This is a genomic window from Bacillus paramycoides, assembly GCF_038971285.1.
In the GTDB taxonomy this organism is placed as follows: domain Bacteria; phylum Bacillota; class Bacilli; order Bacillales; family Bacillaceae_G; genus Bacillus_A.
Genome location: NZ_CP152427.1, coordinates 4491602 through 4507626, shown reverse-complemented (window position 1 = coordinate 4507626; position 16025 = coordinate 4491602). Strand labels below are relative to the sequence as shown.

Below are 16025 nucleotides of genomic sequence, written 5' to 3'. Positions count from 1 at the left end.
TATCGTACTTTATAATATATGCGATGTGAATCGAAATTTGTCATTAAAAATTTGTCTAAAAATCAACAAATATACTGAAAATTTTAAATGATGTTATTATAATAGATAATAGAATACATAGGAGGGGGATGTAAAGTATGAAAGTAGAAACGCTTCCTGTCATTAAAGGAGAAAATAATTTGCCGAATTATGATGAGGCATACGCGAATTTTAACTGGGAAGAGGTTAATAAAAACTTTACTTGGAATGAAACAGGCCGAGTAAATATGGCGTATGAGGCAATTGATAAGCATGCGAAATCCGATCGAAAGAATAAAGTAGCTCTTTATTATCAAGATGGATCGCGAAAAGAGAAGTATACATTTAAGGAAATGAAGGATTTTTCTAATAAAGCAGGAAACGTCCTGAAAAATTATGGCGATGTAGAAAAAGGCGATCGCGTTTTTATTTTTATGCCGCGTTCCCCAGAGTTATATTTCGCACTTCTTGGTGCAGTGAAATTAGGGGCAATCGTTGGTCCGCTATTTGAAGCATTTATGGAAGGCGCAGTTCGCGATCGTTTAGAAGATAGCGAAGCAAAGGTGTTAATTACAACGCCTGAATTGTTAGAGCGCGTACCATTAAATGATTTACCAGCTTTGAAGACAGTCTTCCTTGTTGGAGATAATGTAGAAGATGGCGGTAAAACAATAGCGTTCAATCCTTTATTTGAACAAGCTTCAAAAGAATTACATATTGAATGGTTAGGCCGTGAAGACGGTTTGATTCTACATTATACGTCTGGTTCTACTGGTAAACCAAAAGGTGTTCTTCATGCGCAGAACGCAATGGTTCAACACTATCAAACGGCGAAATGGGTATTAGATTTAAAAGAAGATGACGTATATTGGTGCACAGCTGACCCAGGTTGGGTAACTGGTACAGCTTACGGTATTTTCGCACCGTGGTTAGTCGGAGCATCGAATGTTATTTTAGGTGGTCGCTTTAGTCCAGAAGCGTGGTATGAAGCGCTGCAAGATTACGGTGTAACAGTTTGGTACAGTGCACCAACGGCGTTCCGTATGTTAATGGGTGCTGGACAAGACGCAATTAAAAAATATGATTTATCACAAGTGCGCCACGTATTAAGCGTTGGTGAACCGTTAAATCCAGAAGTAATTCGCTGGGGTATGAACGCATTTGGACTTCGCATTCATGATACGTGGTGGATGACAGAAACAGGTGGACAAGTTATTTGTAACTACCCTTGTATGGAAATCCGTCCAGGTTCAATGGGGAAACCAATTCCAGGCGTGAAAGCAGCGATTGTTGATAATGAAGGAAATGAAGTGCCTCCTTACACAATGGGTAACTTAGCAATTGGTAAAGGTTGGCCAGCGATGATGCGTGGAATCTGGAATAACAAGCAAAAGTATGAATCTTACTTTATGCCAGGAGATTGGTACGTATCAGGTGACTCTGCTTATATGGATGAAGATGGATACTTCTGGTTCCAAGGACGCATTGATGATGTAATTATGACATCAGGCGAGCGAGTTGGTCCGTTTGAAGTAGAAAGTAAATTAATCGAGCATGCTGCTGTTGCGGAAGCTGGTGTAATTGGTATCCCGGATCCAGTGCGCGGAGAAATCATTAAAGCATTTATCGCGCTTCGAGCAGGATACGAACCATCTGAAGAATTAAAAGAAGAAATTCGTCAATTTGTAAAGAAAGGCCTAGCAGCTCATGCAGCGCCAAGACAAATTGAATTTAGAGATAAATTACCGAAAACGAGAAGTGGTAAAATTATGCGTCGCGTATTAAAAGCGTGGGAGTTAAACTTACCAACAGGTGACTTATCAACGATGGAAGATTAAGAGAGAAAGGTCTGAACAAGTAATATGTTCAGACCTTTCTTTTTTGTGATATCATGAACTTATATATATAAGTTAAAGGGGATAATAAAATGAAAACAGAAAAAGAAAAGATGATACATGGGGAAATGTACATACCGGCTGATCCAGTTTTAGTACAAGAGAGGGAGCAAGCTCGTATATTAACGAGAAAATTAAATGAAACGCCAGAAGTACAATTAAAAGAGCGTAGCGAAATTGTAAAAGAACTATTCGGAACGACTGGAGATAACATTCATCTTGAATCTTCTTTCAGATGTGATTACGGCTATAACATTCACGTGGGTGAAAATTTTTACGCGAACTTTGACTGTACCATTTTAGATGTATGTCCAGTAACAATCGGAGTGAACTGTATGTTAGCTCCAGGTGTTCACATTTATACAGCAACGCACCCGCTTGATCCGGTAGAGCGCATAAGCGGATCAGAATACGGAAAACCAGTAACAATTGGCGATAACGTATGGATTGGCGGAAGAGCGATTATTAATCCTGGTGTAACAATTGGAGACAATGCGGTGATTGCATCTGGCGCCGTTGTAACGAAAGATGTGCCGGATAATGTAGTAGTTGGCGGAAATCCTGCGAAGATTATTAAAAAAATAAAATAATATTTGAACGAAGTGCCTTCCTCGTCTGTATACACTTATGAAAGAATAGATGAGGGAGGCTTTTTTATGTCTAATAAATTACTTCTTACTTTTGCTTTACTTGGAATTATAGTCGTATTTTCTTGTGGTTTACTATTACCGATGCCAATCGGATTTAAAGTATCAATGATTACAGCTGGGGTTATGATGATTGTTATGTTTTCCATCATTATTCCGTTTGATAGAAAACATATAGTACGGAAAAAAGGATATAAAATTGATTTTACAAAAACAAAAGTGTATTTTCGCTGGAATGTATTTGATACGATTTCGGCTTGTCTGGCAGTGTATGCATGCATTTGTGTGCAAGCATTAAATATTTTAGTTTCAACGGGACAGACAATACAAAACCCATATGTTCAATTTTTTACGAATCAATCACAAGTATGGATTATTGTCGCAAGTGTATATTTAATTTCCCGCATTTCATTAACGCTAAAAGGAATAAAGGAAATCAAAAATCATGGAGCAGATTGGGATTGAGGAGGAGCTCATGCTTGCATATCAAAGTGGAGATAAGCAGGCTGGGGAAAAACTATATGTTTTAATCAAACCAGCGCTATACACATTTTTATATCGATTTAATCGAGATGAACAATTAAGCATCGACCTTGTGCAAGATACGTTTTTGACGTTAGAGCGTAAGAAACATATGTATGAACTTGAAAAAGGCAAAATAAAAACGTATTTATTTCAAATTGGTTATCGTCTTATGATTAATAAATTAAATAGAAGAAAAAAGTGGCGTACGCTTTTGCCATTTTTAGTGCCGATTCAGGAAAAAGAATTTTCTTACGAAGATCGGCTCACAGTAAGAGAAGCAATTTTGAAAGTTCCGGAAGAACAGCGAGCTGTCCTTATTCTTTCTTATTATCATGATATGCAGCAAAAAGAAATTGCAGAGATATTAAACATTCCGATTGGAACAGTGAAGTCGAGACTTCATAACGGGATAAAGAAATTAAAACAATTGCTGGAGGTGGATGAAATTGAGCGAAAATCCCTTTAAGAGTGAATATAAATTAAAACAGCATTTAGATAGTGACCATGTAGAAATACCAGACTTTCCAAAAACGGTAAGTCGCTTCGATCGATTAATCGGATTTCTTGGTTCTCCAGCGAAAGATCCTGTGGAGGCTACGATTGGGAATGATTTATCGGTTGTATTTCATGTGTCGTTATTAGTTGGAGTTCCAATTCTTTCTCTTATTACGATACTCTTTGCGACGTTGTAAAGGATTGAGAAGAAGAGAAACCCGACCTCTATTTGACACGCCTATATAAATGATGGTATAAAGAAAAGTATATGAATAATTGAGCGTGGAAAGGGAGAAGTAGTGATCATTTCCCTGTTTTAGAGAGCTGATGGTCGGTGAAAATCAGCACATAGATGATCGCGAATTACGCCCCTAGAGCATCTTTTTTCGATTGAATGGTATTCAAAAGGGAAAAGACGGTGCTAAGCCGTTATGTAAATAAGGTGGTAGGCTTTTTGGCCTGCAACTAGGGTGGTAACGCGATAATCAAAATCGTCCCTTATTTCAAGGGGCGATTTTTTTATGTTTTCAACCTTCACGCCAGTAATGAACTTAAAGGAGAGTATGTAGGATATGGGTATTTTACAAGATCTTGAATTTCGCGGTCTAATTAATCAGCAAACAGATGCTGAGGGACTTGAGCAATTATTAGAAAAAGAAAGCGTTAAATTATACTGTGGTTTCGACCCGACAGCTGACAGCTTACACATCGGTCATATGTTACCAGTATTAATGTTACGTCGTTTCCAATTAGCTGGTCACCAACCGATTGCACTTGTTGGCGGTGGTACTGGTATGATCGGTGACCCAAGTGGTAAAAAAGCGGAGCGTACATTAAATACGAAAGGTACAGTTGCTTACTACACAGAAAGCATTAAAAACCAACTTTCAAACTTCTTAGAGTTTGAAAACGTGGACAACCCAGCAACAATGGCTAACAACTATGACTGGCTTGGTAACTTAGATGTCATTTCATTCTTACGCGATATCGGTAAAAACTTCGGTTTAAACTATATGTTAGCAAAAGATACAGTAGCATCTCGTTTAGATACTGGTATTTCATTCACTGAGTTTAGTTATATGATTTTACAATCATACGACTTCTTAAACTTATACCAAAACCATAATTGCCGCTTGCAAATCGGTGGTAGTGACCAATGGGGTAACATTACAGCTGGTCTTGAATTAATCCGTAAATCAGAAGAAGATGCGAAAGCATTCGGTTTAACAATTCCACTAGTTACGAAATCTGATGGTACGAAGTTTGGTAAAACAGAAGGCGGTGCAATTTGGTTAGACCCAGAGAAAACAACTCCTTACGAGTTCTACCAATTTTGGATTAACACAGATGACCGCGACGTTGTTAAATACTTAAAATACTTCACATTCTTATCTCATGAAGAAATTCTTGAGCTTGAGAAGCAAGTAGCTGAAGCACCAGAAAAACGTGCAGCACAAAAAGCATTAGGTGCAGAAATGACAAAACTTGTTCACGGCGAAGAAGCATTAGAGCAAGCGATTAAAATTTCAGCTGCATTATTCAGCGGTTCTGTAGCAGAACTGACTGCAAGCGAAATCGAACAAGGATTCAAAGACGTACCATCTGTAGAACGTACTGCAGAAGATACAGTATTAATCGACTTACTTGTAGAAAGCAAAATCTCTCCATCAAAACGTCAAGCACGTGAAGATGTAACGAACGGTGCAATCTACGTAAACGGTGAGCGTACACAAGCATTAGACTACGTTGTAACAGAAAACGACCGCATCGAAGGTAAATTCACAATCATTCGTCGCGGTAAAAAGAAATATTTTTTAATTCGTTACTAATTAGAAACGAATATAAACAAATAGTACCCCGAATTGTAGGCTGAAAAGTTTATGATTCGGGGTTTTTATGTATGAATTTAGATTACCTTACGAGTTCTTGTAAATAGAATATGAAGAATTAATACGAGCATATAAAGTAAGCTAATGAGCATAACAATAAATGCTACTGGATAAAATTTTGCCGCATATATAAAGAAATCGATTTGATAAATATCTTGGTAATTTGAAACGGTGCCTTTAAAGTAATTCGTAAACTTAGCGCTATATTTCCATTCATCAGGATTATCTATTAAATTACTCCCCTGATACCAATTAATAAGTGCGGAAGTAATAAACAGCATACATGTACTACCCAATTGAACCATTTGGTTTATTGTCAAAATGAATCAACCTCCTATTTTATGGTTATTATAGCGTGCATTCATATTTCTGTAACCTTTTTGTTGTAATCTCCTTTTCGAGTTCATACGGAAATCACATGTAAGCGGTATGATAAATGTATAACAACTAGAAAGGAGTGGTAAAACAAAATGTCACTAGAAGCGCTCATTATTTTTTCTTTGCTAAACGCGGGTCAGCTTGCAGAGAATTCGAAGGTGGATGTACATAAAGAGCAGAAAGATGCTTATGTATATGTTCAGAAAGAGGAAAATAAATAATTTTATTTTATATATAACGAAAAAAGCCAATCCACAGGATTGGCTTTTTGTCATTAACGAGAGTAGAACTCTACGATTAATGCTTCGTTGATTTCAGCTGGTAACTCAGAACGCTCAGCGTGACGAGTGTAAGTAGCTTCTAATTTGTCAGCATCGAAAGTTAAGTATTCTGGTACGAAGTTGTTAACTTCGATCGCTTCTTTAACAACAACAAGGTTGTTAGATTTTTCGCGAACGCTGATAGTTTGACCAGGTTTTACACGGTAAGATGGGATATCTACGCGAGCGCCATCAACCATGATGTGACCGTGGTTTACTAATTGGCGAGCTGCACGACGAGTGCGAGCTAAGCCCATACGGTAAACTAAGTTGTCAAGACGAGCTTCAAGAAGGATCATGAAGTTTTCGCCGTGCTTACCAGGCATTTTACCTGCTTGGTCAAATGTGCGACGGAATTGACGCTCAGTCATGCCGTACATGTGACGAAGTTTTTGTTTCTCTTGTAATTGTAAACCGTATTCTGAAAGTTTCTTACGTTGGTTAGGACCGTGAGGACCTGGTGCGTAAGGGCGTTTTTCTAATTCTTTTCCTGTGCCGCTTAGAGAGATTCCAAGACGACGAGACAGTTTCCAAGCTGGACCTGTATAACGAGCCATAGTTGACTCCTCCTTTAAAATGTTTTTATTTACGTAAAATAAAAACAGACGTAATCGATATTTACGGGCATTTTGTTTTCATGTACCTTCGCTCCAGCAGCAGGGAGTTACGAGATACACCTCCGTAGAGGAACAAAATACAAACGATAAACTCACATTACAAGGCTGCCTTTTTATTTTACACAAACGCTATTATATCTTTTACCCAGAGTTTCGTCAAGCGAGTACGTTTTTGTTTTATGCATATAAATTTTGGAAATGAACAAGAAGGAATTTAAAACGATATAAAAGAAGAGATAGAAACACAAATAAAACGCTTACATAAAATGTAGTAAAAAATGTTCATTAATTTTTGGTTGATGAATATGCGGCAATAAAAACATAAAAGGGGATGTTTTTATGAAAAAGAAGCATATGGAGACAGCGTTAATTCATCACGGGTATACATCTGAGGAGCATAAAGGAAGTTTAACACCACCTTTATTTCAAACGTCTACATTTACATTTGAGACTGCGCAGCAAGGAGAGGCGAGTTTTGCGGGAGTGGATCCATCTTATATTTACTCAAGACTTGGAAATCCAACTGTAAAATTATTTGAAGAACGTATGGCGGTGTTAGAAGAAGGAGAAGAAGCACTTGCTTTTGGATCCGGTATGGCAGCTATTTCAGCAACGTTAATTGCCTTTCTAAAAGCTGGAGATCATATTATTTGTTCAAACGGATTATATGGGTGCACGTATGGATTTTTAGAAGTGTTAGAAGAGAAATTTATGATTACGCATTCGTTTTGTGATATGGAGACAGAGACTGATATTGAAAATAAAATCCGTCCAAATACGAAGCTTATTTTCGTTGAAACACCGATTAATCCAACGATGAAATTAATTGATTTAAAACAAGTAATTCGGGTTGCGAAGCGAAATGGTTTACTTGTCATTGTTGATAATACGTTTTGTTCACCTTATTTACAAAGACCACTTGAGCTTGGTTGTGACGCAGTTGTGCATAGCGCGACGAAATATATTGGTGGTCACGGCGATGTTGTGGCGGGTGTAACGATTTGTAAAACGAAAGCGTTAGCTGAAAAAATTCGCCCGATGCGAAAAGATATCGGCGGTATTATGGCGCCGTTTGATGCGTGGTTATTGTTACGCGGATTAAAGACGTTAGCGGTAAGGATGGACCGTCATTGTGATAATGCAGAAAAAATTGTATCGTTCCTGAAAAATCATGATGCGGTAGAAGGAGTTTGGTATCCAGAAGGGGAGTTAGCATCTCGCCAAATGAAACGGGGCGGCGGTGTGATTTCTTTTTCAATTAAAGGCGGGAAAGAAGAGACACAAGCGTTTATCAATGACCTTCACTTTATTACAATTGCCGTAAGTTTAGGGGATACAGAAACGTTAATTCAGCATCCAGCAACGATGACACACGCTGCGATTCCAGCTGAGTTAAGACAAGAAATGGGTATTTATGATAATTTAATACGTTTATCTGTCGGTTTAGAATCGTGGGAGGATATCGTTTCTGATTTAGAGCAAGCGTTAAAGAAAATATCTACTGTTAGTAATCAATAAAAAAAGAGCTAGCTATCGGTTTCGTACGTGATGTACGCAATTGATAACTAGCTCTTTTTCTTCTACATATGTTTTAGGAGTGTTTCCACAAACTTTTCTAAATAGCGCTGATCTACTTCGTCGAAACGATTTTTTTCAGGGCTATCGATATCAAGTACACCGATGACAGTTCCTTCTTTCACGATCGGTACGACAATTTCTGAATTTGAAGCGCTGTCGCAAGCGATATGTCCTGGGAATTGGTGAACGTCTGCTACAAGCTGCGTTGTTTTCGTTTCAGCTGCAACGCCGCAAACGCCTCGTCCAAATGGAATGCGTACGCAAGCAGGCATTCCTTGGAATGGTCCAAGAACAAGCTGATTCCCTTCTGTTACGTAAAAGCCAACCCAATTCACACGATCTAAAAATTGGTTTAATAATGCGGACGCATTTGATAAGTTTGCGACTACGTTTAATTCGCCAGTTAATAATGCATCCAGTTGTTTAATTACTGTCTCATATTGCTCTTCACGAGATCCTGCATAACTTTCTTTGGTAAACATGGAAACAGCTCCTTTTTTATCGAGATGTGTAAAATATTAGCAAAATACGATGTATTTCACATGACTTTGTCGATAGAAAATTAAAGGAATTTGTCTTAAAAGTCAAGAAATTTAAACTATAGCTGTTCAGTGAGAGGAAGTGAGCGCATGAAACAGACGAAACAAAAAGTAATTGATGCGGCAATATCGTTGTTTAATACGAAAGGTTATGATGGAACGTCGGTGCGAGACATTGCAAAGCGAGCGGATGTGAATGTAGCGAATATTTCATATTATTTTGCTGGAAAGCAAGGCCTATTAGAGCAGCTTATTACTAATTTTTTAGAAGGGTATATTCATGTGATTGAAACGTCCTTTGAACAGAGAGAATATTTGTCGGCTAAAGATGTGATGGTGCAAATGGTGCGCGGGATTTTACAATATCAATTTGATAATAGGGAACTGACACGTTTCTTTTATCGAGAGCTGTCGCTTGATACGACATTAATTCGCGAAGTGATGACTGTTTATTTTTCTAAAGAAAGATATTATATAGAGCAAATCATAAAGCAAGGACAAATGAAACGAGAGTTTAAGAAGATATCTTTTACGATGTTTATGACACAATTAAAAGGCATGATGAATATGCCGTTTTTATATCCGCAATATATATCAGAAGTGCTGCATTCTTTTCCGTCTGAGACATTTTTCTTAGAAATGTACACGAAAGAATTTGAACAATGGATGGAACAAACATTATGTATAACGAATATGTATCAGGAATGGCCAAGAGCTGTTCATATGTGAGAAATCCCCACCTAACGAACTGAGGTGGGGATTTTTGTGCTTTCTTTTCTTTGCCATACATTGTTGCATAATAGTGCGATAATTGTTAATGAGGCTCCGGTAATTTCAACTTTGTCGACTGTATAACCTCCAAAGATGGAGCCGATAAGTGCAAGTACAGGAACTAAATTCATAAATAATATGCCGTTAATAGATGAAATATAGCGATTTCCTGTGTTCCAGCAAAATACAGCGATAACACCTGCAATAATCGACATATACAAGAGTTCAAAACGAACGCTCATAATTGTACGAAAGGACGGCATAGTAACGATGTTTGTATAAGTGAAGAAGGTGACAATGACGATGAGTGAAATTGATCCGAATAAACAAGTTAACGTCGTATACCTAAGTGGTGACCAAGATTGAAAACGAACACCGCCGTTCGTGTAAATGACCCAGCAAGTCACGCCGCATAGCATAAGTATATTTGTTGAGAGGTGACTGGCAGCTCCAAATAATAAGTGAATATTTCCCTTTGAAATGACAAGCATAACACCGAGCAATGCAACGAACATACAAAGGAATGTATAGTTTTGTGGGCGTTTGTTTTTTGTTATCCACTGCAATAATACAGCGATGAGTGGCATAAGAGATTGAATCATCGCGGCATGGATGGCTCCAGCAGGTCCGGCAAGTTGTTGACCGTAAAAAATGAGAAAACCATATCCAGCGAAACCGACAGTTCCGTAAAAGAATAAAGAAAGTGTTCTTTTTTCTAAGCGGAGTGAAGCTTTTCCTTCAGTAATGAATAGCAAAATAAGAAAAATAATAGCTGCTGATCCGTATCGGATAGTTGTGAAGAAGAACGGATCGATAAATTGCAGGGCATTTGCCATGACAGGAAACATAAACCCCCAAGCAGTGACGGCAAGTAGGCATAGGAGGGATCCAAGTAGCATTTGTTTTTTATCCAAGAGTATCTTTCCCCTTTACATTTCGATATAGTAAGTTGATGAAATAAGTATAAAGAGTAATTGTTTATAGCAGGAAATATCGATTTTTTATGACAGTTATAACTTTTTGTTAGAGGTGTGTACGATGGATTTAGAGGCAGTACGATCGTTTATTGAAGTAAAGAATGCGCGAAGCTTATCGAAGGCGAGTAAGCTTTTACATATTTCTCAACCGGCGCTTAGTAAGCAAATTCAAAGATTAGAAGCGAATTTAGAGGTTACTTTACTGAAGCGTTCCGCGCAAGGAGTGGAGTTAACAGAGGCTGGAGAGTTATTTATAAAAAGAATGTTACCGATTTTGGAACACATATATGAAGTGAAAGACGAAATGAAAAATTTTCAAGAAAAGCGGAAAATTTCTATAGGCATATTGCCCAGTTTAGCAGCACATTATATATCAAAATGTAATGATGTATTAGGTGACGGGTTCGAAGTAGAATGGAAAATTGAGCATACGAAAGTATTAATGGGACTCTTTAAAGAACGAAAGATAGAAGCGATGTTCATCGATTCGGTAGTAGAAGGCGCTGCGTGTATAAAAGAAATACGAGAAGAAAAAATTGTTTGTGTCGTTTCAAATGATCATCTTTATAAAGGGAAAACAGTAATTCGAATGGAAGATTTGCAAAATGAAAAGTTAATCGTATATCCAGAAATCTGTGATGTAAGAAAAATGATTACGAATATGTTTCATGGGATAGGTGCGAAACCAATCATTGCATTTGAAACTTCTTATGCAGAACCGATGCTTGCGATGGTCGGTGCTGGACTTGGTATCACGTTACTTCCAGAAATGTCAGTAGAGCAAGCGGTAAGGCAAGGAAATGTGCATGCGATTTCTGTTGAGCCGCCACTTGTACGTAAAATTTATTTCGCATCTCATATGGAAGAAGGCCATTTAGTGCATTCATTTGATGATGAGAGGTAATCCAAACGGAATATTGAGAAAGATTACAATTGCATTGAAAGAAACATGAAATTTTAAAAAAAACTAGGTCAAAAACAAGCCATTACATGGTATGATTAGTACATTGTTAGTTGTTAAATATAGGGGAATTCCCTTTTTATACATAATGCCTTCCATTTCATAAACGGAACGGACAAAAATAGAGATATAACTAGGAGGCTTTTTTGCATGGATTCTATCCTGACGATCGTTATCATTGTAGTAAGCTCTATTCTAGTGCTGCTCATGATAGAGCTTGTGATAAGAAATCGTTCATATAAAGATATTGAAGCACTTGAGCAGTGGAAACAAGAGATAAAAGATAAGCCTGTGGCAGATGAACTAAAACGGGTAAAAGATTTAAATATGACGGGTCAAACAGAAGAACTGTTTGGTAAATGGCGTGAAGAATGGGATGAGATTGTATCAACAACCCTTCCGAAAGCTGACAAAGATTTAGCGCAAGCGCGAAAATTCGCCTCGCAATTCTCCTTCCGAAAAGCAAAGCATGCGATGAATGAATCCATAAGTGGTTTAGATGACGCTGATAATCGTATTACAGACATTTTAAATGAATTACAGCAATTGTTAGAAAGCCATGAAAAAAATAGCTCAGAAATTGAAGGGTTACGTGATACATATCGTAGTATGAAGAAGAGTGTTCTTGCTCATAGACATATGTATGGAGCAGCGGAGCAGAAAATTGAAGAGATGCTAGACGCTGAATCTGAGAAATTTAAAAGCTTTGAAGAAGCAACAAATAATGGTGACTATTTAAAAGCGAGAGAAATTGTTATTAGCTTAGAAGAAGGTTTAGCAGATTTAGAAATCATTATCCACCAAATTCCAGATTTATTGGTAGAGTGTCAAGCGACGTTACCAGTGCAGCTGGAAGATTTATTACACGGACATAATGATATGGTAAGACAAGGTTATGTATTAGAGTATTTAGAAATCCCTAAAGAAGTTCGTGATATGACGAAACAACTACAAACATGTTTAATGGATATACAGGAGCTTCACATAACGGAAGCGGCTGAAAAAGTAGAAAACTTAAAAACGCGTTTAGATGGCTTCTACGATCAACTAGAACAAGAAGTACATGCGAGACATTATGTGGAGCAAAAAACACTTTCTGTTTATGAAGACTTAGAAGAAATTCGCACTGAAACGATTGAAACAAAAGCAGAAACGCAACTTGTGAAACAAAGTTATCAGTTACAAGATAAGGACATTGAGTCTCAAAAAGTAATTGAAAAGCAAATGCACATTTTAATGAAACGTTTTGAAATGCTGCAACTACGCGTTGCTGAACAAGATATTGCCTTCTCTATCATTCGTGAGGAACTAGAAGAGGTTTATGAGCAATGTGAAACATTAAAAGTACTTCATGCAGAATATAAAGAAATGCTGCAAACGATGCGTAAAGAAGAATTTGAAGCGCGTGAGAAGTTACAAGAAATGAGAAATACTATTTTCGAAACGAAACGCTTTATGCAAAAGTCGAATTTGCCAGGTCTTCCAGAGAGTATTATGGAAGATTTAAAAAGAGGGCAAATGGCAATGCAAGCTGTATATGAGCAATTAGAAGTGAAGCCGTTAAATATGAATGCTGTAAATAGCAGTTTAGAAGAAGCGTACACAACTGTTAATGGTGTAGCTGAGATGACAGAAGAGTTAATTGGACAAGCGTATTTAGTAGAAAAATTAATTCAATACGGTAATCGTTACCGCAGTCATGATGAAAACCTTGCAGAGAGCTTAAATTATGCGGAGAAATTATTCCGTGAATATCAATACGATGCAGCTTTAGAACAAGCGGCTTCTGTACTAGAGCAACTTGAGCCTGGCGTTGTTCAAAAAATAGCTGAATATGTAGACAATGAACAAACCCTTTCATAAGGGTTTGTTTTTTTGTGTAATTTTGCAGGCGATGTTGCTATAATGAATAGCGGAATACAGTAAGGTTATTCGTTTAAAAATATAACGGAACCTTTTAGTAGTCTTAGCGTAATGACACGTATTTGTGATATGATTATATGATGTGACAGCGCTGAAAGGGGAAGAACGATGATCTATTTTGATAATAGTGCGACGACAAAGCCATATCCAGAAGCTCTTCAATCGTACGTAACGGTTGCAGGGAAATATTTTGGGAATCCTTCTTCTATTCATTCGCTTGGAGGAGAGGCAGAGCGTCTATTAACACAATCAAGAACAATTGCAGCGCAGCTTCTTCACGTTAAACCTTCTGAGATTATTTTCACATCAGGTGGAACAGAAGGGAATAACCTTGCGATTAAAGGGATAGCGATGAGGAATCGTTCGCGCGGTAAACATATCATTACAACAAATATTGAACACGCGTCTGTGTTTGAAGCATATAAACAATTAGAAGATCTCGGTTTTGATGTAACATATTTACCGGTTAATGAGCATGGTGTTGTATCGGTAGAGGATGTAAAACGAGCACTTCGTGAAGATACGATTCTTGTGTCAATTATTCACGTGAACAACGAGACTGGAGCAATTCAGCCTGTTGCTGAAATTGGAACGTTATTATCGAATTATCCGAAAATAAGATTCCATGTGGACCATGTACAAGGGATAGGAAAAGTACCGCTTAATTTATATGCTTCTCATATTGATCTTTGCTCAATATCTGGACATAAATTCCACAGTGTAAAAGGAACGGGTCTTCTTTATGTACGTGATGGTGTAAGGTTAGATCCAATTTTATCAGGTGGTCAACAAGAGCTGAAGTATCGCTCTGGTACAGAAAACTTACCTGGTATTGTAGCGATGGTGAAAGCACTTCGCATGACAATGGAACAAGTGAAAGAAAAGGTAGCTCATTTGCAAAGTTTACAAGCAGAGCTTGTTCGTTTCTTTAAAGAGATGGAAGATGTAACGATTAATACGTCGCTTGCATACGCAGCACCGCACATTTTAAATGTATCATTTGTAGGTTTAAAACCAGAAGTGGTCGTTCATGCTTTAGAAGAACACGGTGTATATGTATCAACGAAGTCTGCTTGTTCTTCAAAAGCAAATGAAGTGAGCAGAGTGTTAGTGTCAATGGGAGTACCGCATGCGTCTGCTGCAAGTGCTATTCGCATTAGTTTGGCACCAGAAAACACGATGGAAGAAGTAAAACAATTTGAAAGTATTGTGAAAGAAACAATGCCAAAATTATATGAAGTGATGAGGTAAAGGAATATGATGACATATGAATATATTTTAGTTCGTTATGGAGAGATGACGACTAAAGGTAAGAACCGTTCTAAATTTGTAAGCACATTAAAAGATAATGTGAAGTTCAAACTGAAAAAATTCCCAAATATTAAAATCGATGCAACACATGACCGTATGTACATCCAATTAAATGGTGAAGACCATGAAGCGGTATCTGAAAGACTGAAAGATGTATTTGGTATTCATAAGTTTAACTTAGCGATGAAAGTACCATCAGAATTAGAAGATATTAAAAAAGGTGCATTAGCAGCTTTCTTACAAGTAAAAGGTGATGTGAAAACATTTAAAATTACTGTACACCGTTCTTATAAGCACTTCCCGATGAGAACGATGGAATTATTGCCTGAGATTGGTGGACACATTCTAGAAAATACAGAAGATATTACAGTAGATGTTCATAATCCAGATGTAAATGTACGTGTAGAAATTCGCAGTGGTTACAGCTACATTATGTGCGACGAGCGTATGGGAGCTGGCGGTTTACCAGTTGGCGTTGGCGGAAAAGTAATGGTACTTCTTTCTGGTGGTATCGATAGCCCAGTAGCAGCGTACTTAACGATGAAACGCGGCGTATCAGTGGAAGCAGTTCACTTCCATAGCCCACCTTTCACAAGCGATCGCGCGAAACAAAAAGTAATCGATTTAGCACAAGAGCTAACGAAATACTGTAAACGTGTAACACTTCACCTTGTTCCATTTACAGAAGTGCAAAAAACGATTAATAAAGAAATTCCATCTAGCTATTCAATGACAGTTATGCGCCGTATGATGATGCGTATTACAGAGCGTATTGCGGAGGAGCGTAATGCACTTGCAATTACGACTGGTGAAAGTCTTGGACAAGTAGCAAGCCAAACGTTAGATAGTATGCATACAATTAACGAAGTAACAAATTATCCAGTTATTCGTCCGCTTATTACGATGGATAAATTAGAAATTATTAAAATTGCTGAAGAAATTGGCACATATGATATTTCAATTCGTCCGTACGAAGATTGCTGTACAGTATTCACACCAGCAAGCCCAGCGACGAAGCCGAAGCGTGAAAAAGCAAATCGTTTTGAAGCGAAATATGATTTCACACCATTAATCGATGAAGCTGTAGCGAACAAAGAAACAATGGTATTACAAACGGTAGAAGTAGTGGCGGAAGAAGAAAAATTCGAAGAACTTTTCTAAAACCATAAATTACCATATTT

17 protein-coding genes and 1 other annotated feature are annotated in these 16025 nt (G+C 37.6%); of the genes, 13 read left to right on the top strand and 4 right to left on the bottom strand.

The features are described from left to right. Window positions 1-137: 137 nt before the first annotated feature. The 6 genes from acsA to tyrS all read left to right on the top strand — a co-directional run bounded on the left by acsA (window position 138) and on the right by tyrS (window position 5409). Entirely contained in the window at window positions 138-1856 is a 1719-nt protein-coding gene (acsA, locus tag AAG068_RS23350; protein ID WP_342715982.1) for an acetate--CoA ligase, read from the top strand. A gap of 89 nt (window positions 1857-1945) precedes the next feature. Continuing rightward, window positions 1946-2503 (top strand): maltose acetyltransferase domain-containing protein, encoded by a 558-nt coding sequence (locus AAG068_RS23345; protein ID WP_078182799.1) that lies wholly within the window; start codon window positions 1946-1948, stop codon window positions 2501-2503. 66 nt (window positions 2504-2569) lie between these two features. Further along, on the top strand, window positions 2570-3025 hold the full coding sequence (locus AAG068_RS23340) for a hypothetical protein (protein WP_342715981.1): 456 nt from the start codon (window positions 2570-2572) through the stop codon (window positions 3023-3025). Then, the gene (locus AAG068_RS23335; RefSeq protein ID WP_342715980.1) at window positions 3006-3551 is read left to right on the top strand and encodes an RNA polymerase sigma factor; all 546 of its coding nucleotides are present in this window, start codon (window positions 3006-3008) and stop codon (window positions 3549-3551) included. The genes AAG068_RS23340 and AAG068_RS23335 overlap by 20 nt, the downstream gene beginning before the upstream one ends. After that, window positions 3532-3777, top strand: coding sequence for a hypothetical protein (locus AAG068_RS23330; RefSeq protein ID WP_001293781.1), 246 nt, complete (start codon window positions 3532-3534; stop codon window positions 3775-3777). Before AAG068_RS23335 ends, AAG068_RS23330 begins: the two co-directional genes overlap by 20 nt. A 77-nt stretch (window positions 3778-3854) precedes the next feature. Next, window positions 3855-4082 (top strand) — a binding site (T-box leader). Between the two features lie 70 nt (window positions 4083-4152). Further along, the gene (tyrS, locus tag AAG068_RS23325) at window positions 4153-5409 is read left to right on the top strand and encodes a tyrosine--tRNA ligase (RefSeq protein WP_342715979.1); all 1257 of its coding nucleotides are present in this window, start codon (window positions 4153-4155) and stop codon (window positions 5407-5409) included. Window positions 5410-5486: 77 nt separating this feature from the next. Here the strand turns inward: tyrS and AAG068_RS23320 are convergent, their stop codons facing one another. Further along, window positions 5487-5789: a YjdJ family protein gene (locus tag AAG068_RS23320; protein WP_342715978.1), complete on the bottom strand. Its 303-nt coding sequence runs from the start codon at window positions 5787-5789 to the stop codon at window positions 5487-5489. A gap of 150 nt (window positions 5790-5939) precedes the next feature. On the opposite strand from AAG068_RS23320, the gene AAG068_RS23315 reads away from it, so the two are divergent. After that, window positions 5940-6068 (top strand): hypothetical protein, encoded by a 129-nt coding sequence (locus AAG068_RS23315; RefSeq protein WP_000050944.1) that lies wholly within the window; start codon window positions 5940-5942, stop codon window positions 6066-6068. A gap of 53 nt (window positions 6069-6121) precedes the next feature. Here the strand turns inward: AAG068_RS23315 and rpsD are convergent, their stop codons facing one another. Continuing rightward, entirely contained in the window at window positions 6122-6724 is a 603-nt protein-coding gene (gene rpsD / locus AAG068_RS23310) for a 30S ribosomal protein S4 (protein ID WP_000135312.1), read from the bottom strand. A 399-nt stretch (window positions 6725-7123) separates the two neighbouring features. Between rpsD and megL the strand changes: the two genes are divergently transcribed. Next, window positions 7124-8302, top strand: a complete 1179-nt coding sequence (gene megL, locus AAG068_RS23305; RefSeq protein ID WP_342715976.1) for a methionine gamma-lyase — start codon at window positions 7124-7126, stop codon at window positions 8300-8302. A gap of 62 nt (window positions 8303-8364) precedes the next feature. Here the strand turns inward: megL and AAG068_RS23300 are convergent, their stop codons facing one another. After that, entirely contained in the window at window positions 8365-8844 is a 480-nt protein-coding gene (locus AAG068_RS23300; protein ID WP_342715975.1) for a GAF domain-containing protein, read from the bottom strand. A gap of 147 nt (window positions 8845-8991) precedes the next feature. Between AAG068_RS23300 and refZ the strand changes: the two genes are divergently transcribed. Beyond that, on the top strand, window positions 8992-9630 hold the full coding sequence (gene refZ / locus AAG068_RS23295; protein WP_342715974.1) for a forespore capture DNA-binding protein RefZ: 639 nt from the start codon (window positions 8992-8994) through the stop codon (window positions 9628-9630). Between the two features lie 11 nt (window positions 9631-9641). On the opposite strand, the gene AAG068_RS23290 is transcribed toward refZ, so the two are convergent. Then, window positions 9642-10586: a DMT family transporter gene (locus AAG068_RS23290; protein ID WP_342715973.1), complete on the bottom strand. Its 945-nt coding sequence runs from the start codon at window positions 10584-10586 to the stop codon at window positions 9642-9644. A gap of 124 nt (window positions 10587-10710) precedes the next feature. Here AAG068_RS23290 and AAG068_RS23285 point away from each other — a divergent pair, with 124 nt between their 5' ends. The 4 genes from AAG068_RS23285 to thiI all read left to right on the top strand — a co-directional run bounded on the left by AAG068_RS23285 (window position 10711) and on the right by thiI (window position 16005). Beyond that, entirely contained in the window at window positions 10711-11553 is an 843-nt protein-coding gene (locus AAG068_RS23285; protein WP_342715972.1) for a LysR family transcriptional regulator, read from the top strand. 207 nt (window positions 11554-11760) lie between these two features. After that, window positions 11761-13473, top strand: a complete 1713-nt coding sequence (gene ezrA, locus AAG068_RS23280; protein ID WP_342715971.1) for a septation ring formation regulator EzrA — start codon at window positions 11761-11763, stop codon at window positions 13471-13473. A gap of 168 nt (window positions 13474-13641) precedes the next feature. After that, the gene (locus tag AAG068_RS23275; protein ID WP_342715970.1) at window positions 13642-14784 is read left to right on the top strand and encodes a cysteine desulfurase family protein; all 1143 of its coding nucleotides are present in this window, start codon (window positions 13642-13644) and stop codon (window positions 14782-14784) included. A gap of 6 nt (window positions 14785-14790) precedes the next feature. Then, on the top strand, window positions 14791-16005 hold the full coding sequence (thiI, locus tag AAG068_RS23270; RefSeq protein WP_342715969.1) for a tRNA uracil 4-sulfurtransferase ThiI: 1215 nt from the start codon (window positions 14791-14793) through the stop codon (window positions 16003-16005). The last annotated feature ends 20 nt before the right edge of the window (window positions 16006-16025 follow it).

What these genes read in the sequence shown, in the direction of transcription:
- acsA (WP_342715982.1), top strand. Translation starts at nt 138, where the DNA reads ATGAAAGTAGAAACGCTTCCTGTCATTAAAGGAGAAAATAATTTGCCG.
- AAG068_RS23345 (WP_078182799.1), top strand. Translation starts at nt 1,946, where the DNA reads ATGAAAACAGAAAAAGAAAAGATGATACATGGGGAAATGTACATACCG.
- AAG068_RS23340 (WP_342715981.1), top strand. Translation starts at nt 2,570, where the DNA reads ATGTCTAATAAATTACTTCTTACTTTTGCTTTACTTGGAATTATAGTC.
- AAG068_RS23335 (WP_342715980.1), top strand. Translation starts at nt 3,006, where the DNA reads ATGGAGCAGATTGGGATTGAGGAGGAGCTCATGCTTGCATATCAAAGT.
- tyrS (WP_342715979.1), top strand. Translation starts at nt 4,153, where the DNA reads ATGGGTATTTTACAAGATCTTGAATTTCGCGGTCTAATTAATCAGCAA.
- AAG068_RS23315 (WP_000050944.1), top strand. Translation starts at nt 5,940, where the DNA reads ATGTCACTAGAAGCGCTCATTATTTTTTCTTTGCTAAACGCGGGTCAG.
- rpsD (WP_000135312.1), bottom strand. Translation starts at nt 6,724, where the DNA reads ATGGCTCGTTATACAGGTCCAGCTTGGAAACTGTCTCGTCGTCTTGGA.
- megL (WP_342715976.1), top strand. Translation starts at nt 7,124, where the DNA reads ATGAAAAAGAAGCATATGGAGACAGCGTTAATTCATCACGGGTATACA.
- AAG068_RS23300 (WP_342715975.1), bottom strand. Translation starts at nt 8,844, where the DNA reads ATGTTTACCAAAGAAAGTTATGCAGGATCTCGTGAAGAGCAATATGAG.
- refZ (WP_342715974.1), top strand. Translation starts at nt 8,992, where the DNA reads ATGAAACAGACGAAACAAAAAGTAATTGATGCGGCAATATCGTTGTTT.
- AAG068_RS23285 (WP_342715972.1), top strand. Translation starts at nt 10,711, where the DNA reads ATGGATTTAGAGGCAGTACGATCGTTTATTGAAGTAAAGAATGCGCGA.
- ezrA (WP_342715971.1), top strand. Translation starts at nt 11,761, where the DNA reads ATGGATTCTATCCTGACGATCGTTATCATTGTAGTAAGCTCTATTCTA.
- AAG068_RS23275 (WP_342715970.1), top strand. Translation starts at nt 13,642, where the DNA reads ATGATCTATTTTGATAATAGTGCGACGACAAAGCCATATCCAGAAGCT.
- thiI (WP_342715969.1), top strand. Translation starts at nt 14,791, where the DNA reads ATGATGACATATGAATATATTTTAGTTCGTTATGGAGAGATGACGACT.